Genomic DNA, 2863 nt, shown 5'->3' on the forward strand with positions numbered 1-2863 from the left:
GTACAGCGCGAGGCTGTACTGCGGCCATCTACTGGCTAGCGGTGATCGCTCACAGCTCGGTGGCGGTACCACCGGCAGCAGCGATCTTCTCCTTGGCGGAGCCGGTGAACTTGTCGACCGTCACCTGGACGGCGACAGTCAGGTCGCCGTCGCCGAGAACCTTGACGAGCTGGTTCTTGCGAACGGCACCCTTGGCAACGAGGCCCTCGACCGTGACCTGTCCACCCTCGGGGAACAGACGGGCGATGTCGCCGACGTTGACGACCTGGTACTCGGTGCGGAACGGGTTGGTGAAACCCTTGAGCTTGGGCAGACGCATGTGCAGCGGCATCTGTCCACCCTCGAAGGCGGCGGGCACGTTCTTGCGGGCCTTGGTGCCCTTGGTGCCGCGGCCTGCGGTCTTACCCTTGGAACCTTCACCACGACCGACGCGAGTCTTCTCGGTCTTGGCTCCCGGCGCGGGGCGCAGGTGATGCAGTTTGATGGTCATGGTTAGACCTCCTCAACTGTGACGAGGTGGCGCACCACGTTGATCAGACCGCGGTTCTGGGCATTGTCCTCGCGGACAACCGTCTGACGGATGCCCTTCAAGCCGAGGGTGCGCAGCGAGTTCCGCTGGTTCTGCTTGGTACCGATGGTGCTCTTGATCTGAGTGACCTTGAGTTCGGCCATTACTTCACGCTCCCAGCCTGTGCGCGCGCACGCAGCATGCCGGCGGGGGCAACGTCCTCGAGGGCGAGACCGCGGCGAGCGGCAACTTCCTCGGGGCGCTGCAGGCCCTTGAGCGCAGCAACGGTCGCATGCACAACATTGATGGCGTTGTCGCTACCGAGCGACTTCGACAGAATGTCGTGGATGCCGGCGCATTCCAGCACGGCACGCACCGCGCCACCGGCGATGACACCGGTACCGGGGCTTGCCGGACGCAGCATGACGACGCCCGCTGCGGCCTCACCCTGAACCGGGTGGGTGATGGTGCTACCGATCATCGGAACGCGGAAGAAGCTCTTGCGAGCCTCCTCGACGCCCTTCTGGATGGCCGCAGGAACTTCCTTGGCCTTGCCGTAGCCGACGCCGACCAGTCCGTTGCCGTCGCCCACGATCACCAGAGCGGTGAAGCTGAAGCGACGACCACCCTTGACGACCTTCGACACGCGGTTGATCGTGACGACGCGCTCGATGTGGTTCGACTTCTCGGCCGACTGTCCGCCGCGACGATCGTCGCGACCGCCACCACGACGGTCGCCGCCGCCGCGGTTGTCCCCCGTGTTGGGGCCATTCTGTCCGGCGGGTCCGCTTCCGCCGTCACGCCTCTGACGTCCCGGCATCAGGCTGTCCTTCCGTTCATGTACTCGGTCTTGGTCATCAGAACTTCAACCCGCCTTCGCGAGCTGCGTCCGCAAGGGCCGCGATGCGACCGTGGTAGCCGTGTCCACCGTGGTCGAACACGACGGTCTCGACACCGGCTGCCTTCGCGCGCTCGGCGATCAGCTGACCGACCTTCGCACTGAGGGCCTTCTTGTCGCCGTCCGCTGCACGCACGTCGGCCTCGGTGGTCGACGCCGCGGCCAGGGTGTGGCCGGCGAGGTCGTCCACGAGCTGGACGTGGATGTGGCGCGAGGACCGGTTGACGACCAAGCGGGGACGCTCGGGCGTGCCGGAGACCTTCTTGCGGAGACGGAAGTGACGACGCACCTTCGACAGGCGACGCTTCGTGGACGCATCCTTGCCGAGCGGAATCCGCTTGGCTTTCTGGTTTGCAGTCTGGCTCATATCACTTACCCGTCTTTCCGACCTTGCGGCGGATCTGCTCACCCTCGTAACGCACGCCCTTGCCCTTGTACGGGTCCGGACGACGGAGACGACGGATGTTGGCCGAGATCTGCCCGACCTTCTGCTTGTCGATGCCCGACACCGAGAACTTGGTGGGCGACTCGACCGCGAAGGTGATGCCTTCCGGAGCCTCGATCGGGACCGGGTGGCTGTAGCCGAGTGCGAACTCGAGGTCCTTGCCCTTGAGAGCGACGCGGTAACCGACGCCGTGAATCTCCATCTTGGTGGTGTAACCGTCGGTGACACCGGTGATGAGGTTCTGAACCAGGGTGCGAGACAGACCGTGCAGCGCGCGGCTGCGACGCTCGTCGTCCGGACGGGTCACGCTGAGCGTGCCGTCGTCGTTCTTCGCAATGGCAATCGGCTCGGAGATCGTCAGGGCCAGCGAGCCCTTGGGACCCTTGACCGTGATGTCCTGGCCGTCGATCGAGACGTCGACGCCGCCGGGGACGGTGACGGGAATCTTTCCAATACGCGACATTGTGGTGGCCTCCCTTACCAGACGTAGGCGAGGACTTCCCCGCCCACTCCTTGATTGGCCGCCTGGCGATCGGTGAGCAGGCCGGTGGACGTGGAAATGATCGCCACGCCGAGGCCGCCCAGAACCTTGGGCAGGTTGGTGGACTTCGCGTACACACGCAGACCGGGCTTGGAGACGCGACGCACGCCGGCAAGGCTGCGCTCACGGCTCGGGCCGTACTTCAGGTCGACGATGAGGGTCTTGCCCACCTCGGCGTCTTCGGTGCGGTAGTCGGCGATGTAACCCTCGCGCTTGAGGATCTCGGCGATGTTCGCCTTGATCTTCGAGTGGGGCAACTTCACCTCATCGTGGTACGCCGTGTTGGCGTTGCGCAGACGCGTCAAGAAGTCTGCGATGGGGTCGGTCATGGTCATGAGGTTGACCTCTACCTTTCTCACAACGGTTCCCTCTGCCGTTGCCGGCGCAGGCCTATCGCGAAGTAGGTCTTACGTTTCCCGGTCCGAGGTTACGAACCGGAAGTCTGTGGGGGTGACGCCGTCGCCGTTGCGG

The 2863-nt window shown here is 64.8% G+C and carries 6 protein-coding genes; all 6 read right to left on the reverse strand.

Annotated features, from left to right (window positions below):
• Positions 1-49: 49 nt before the first annotated feature.
• The 6 genes from rplO to rpsH are packed head-to-tail and all read right to left on the reverse strand — an operon-like array spanning position 50 to position 2727.
• Positions 50-490, reverse strand: a complete 441-nt coding sequence (gene rplO / locus ACFTZB_RS44730) for a 50S ribosomal protein L15 (protein ID WP_378442315.1) — start codon at positions 488-490, stop codon at positions 50-52.
• 2 nt (positions 491-492) lie between these two features.
• A complete protein-coding gene (gene rpmD / locus ACFTZB_RS44735) occupies positions 493-672 on the reverse strand; it encodes a 50S ribosomal protein L30 (protein WP_005253859.1) in 180 nt (59 codons plus the stop codon).
• A complete protein-coding gene (gene rpsE, locus ACFTZB_RS44740) occupies positions 672-1328 on the reverse strand; it encodes a 30S ribosomal protein S5 (RefSeq protein ID WP_005253858.1) in 657 nt (218 codons plus the stop codon). Before rpsE ends, rpmD begins: the two co-directional genes overlap by 1 nt.
• 37 nt (positions 1329-1365) lie before the next feature.
• Positions 1366-1773 carry a 50S ribosomal protein L18 gene (gene rplR / locus ACFTZB_RS44745; RefSeq protein ID WP_015889921.1) on the reverse strand — a complete coding sequence of 136 codons (408 nt, stop codon included), beginning with the start codon at positions 1771-1773 and terminating at the stop codon, positions 1366-1368.
• 1 nt (position 1774) lies between these two features.
• Positions 1775-2314, reverse strand: coding sequence for a 50S ribosomal protein L6 (gene rplF, locus ACFTZB_RS44750; RefSeq protein WP_276135822.1), 540 nt, complete (start codon positions 2312-2314; stop codon positions 1775-1777).
• A 14-nt stretch (positions 2315-2328) separates the two neighbouring features.
• The gene (gene rpsH, locus ACFTZB_RS44755; protein ID WP_005239657.1) at positions 2329-2727 is read right to left on the reverse strand and encodes a 30S ribosomal protein S8; all 399 of its coding nucleotides are present in this window, start codon (positions 2725-2727) and stop codon (positions 2329-2331) included.
• Positions 2728-2863: the final 136 nt, after the last annotated feature.

It is taken from the genome of Rhodococcus sp. NPDC057014 (assembly GCF_042673295.1).
Classification (GTDB): Bacteria; Actinomycetota; Actinomycetes; order Mycobacteriales; family Mycobacteriaceae; genus Rhodococcus_F.

Excerpts from the sequence above, each read along its gene's own strand:
- rplR (WP_015889921.1), bottom strand. The coding sequence starts at position 1,773 with ATGAGCCAGACTGCAAACCAGAAAGCCAAGCGGATTCCGCTCGGCAAG.
- rpmD (WP_005253859.1), bottom strand. The coding sequence starts at position 672 with ATGGCCGAACTCAAGGTCACTCAGATCAAGAGCACCATCGGTACCAAG.
- rpsE (WP_005253858.1), bottom strand. The coding sequence starts at position 1,328 with ATGCCGGGACGTCAGAGGCGTGACGGCGGAAGCGGACCCGCCGGACAG.
- rplO (WP_378442315.1), bottom strand. The coding sequence starts at position 490 with ATGACCATCAAACTGCATCACCTGCGCCCCGCGCCGGGAGCCAAGACC.
- rpsH (WP_005239657.1), bottom strand. The coding sequence starts at position 2,727 with ATGACCATGACCGACCCCATCGCAGACTTCTTGACGCGTCTGCGCAAC.
- rplF (WP_276135822.1), bottom strand. The coding sequence starts at position 2,314 with ATGTCGCGTATTGGAAAGATTCCCGTCACCGTCCCCGGCGGCGTCGAC.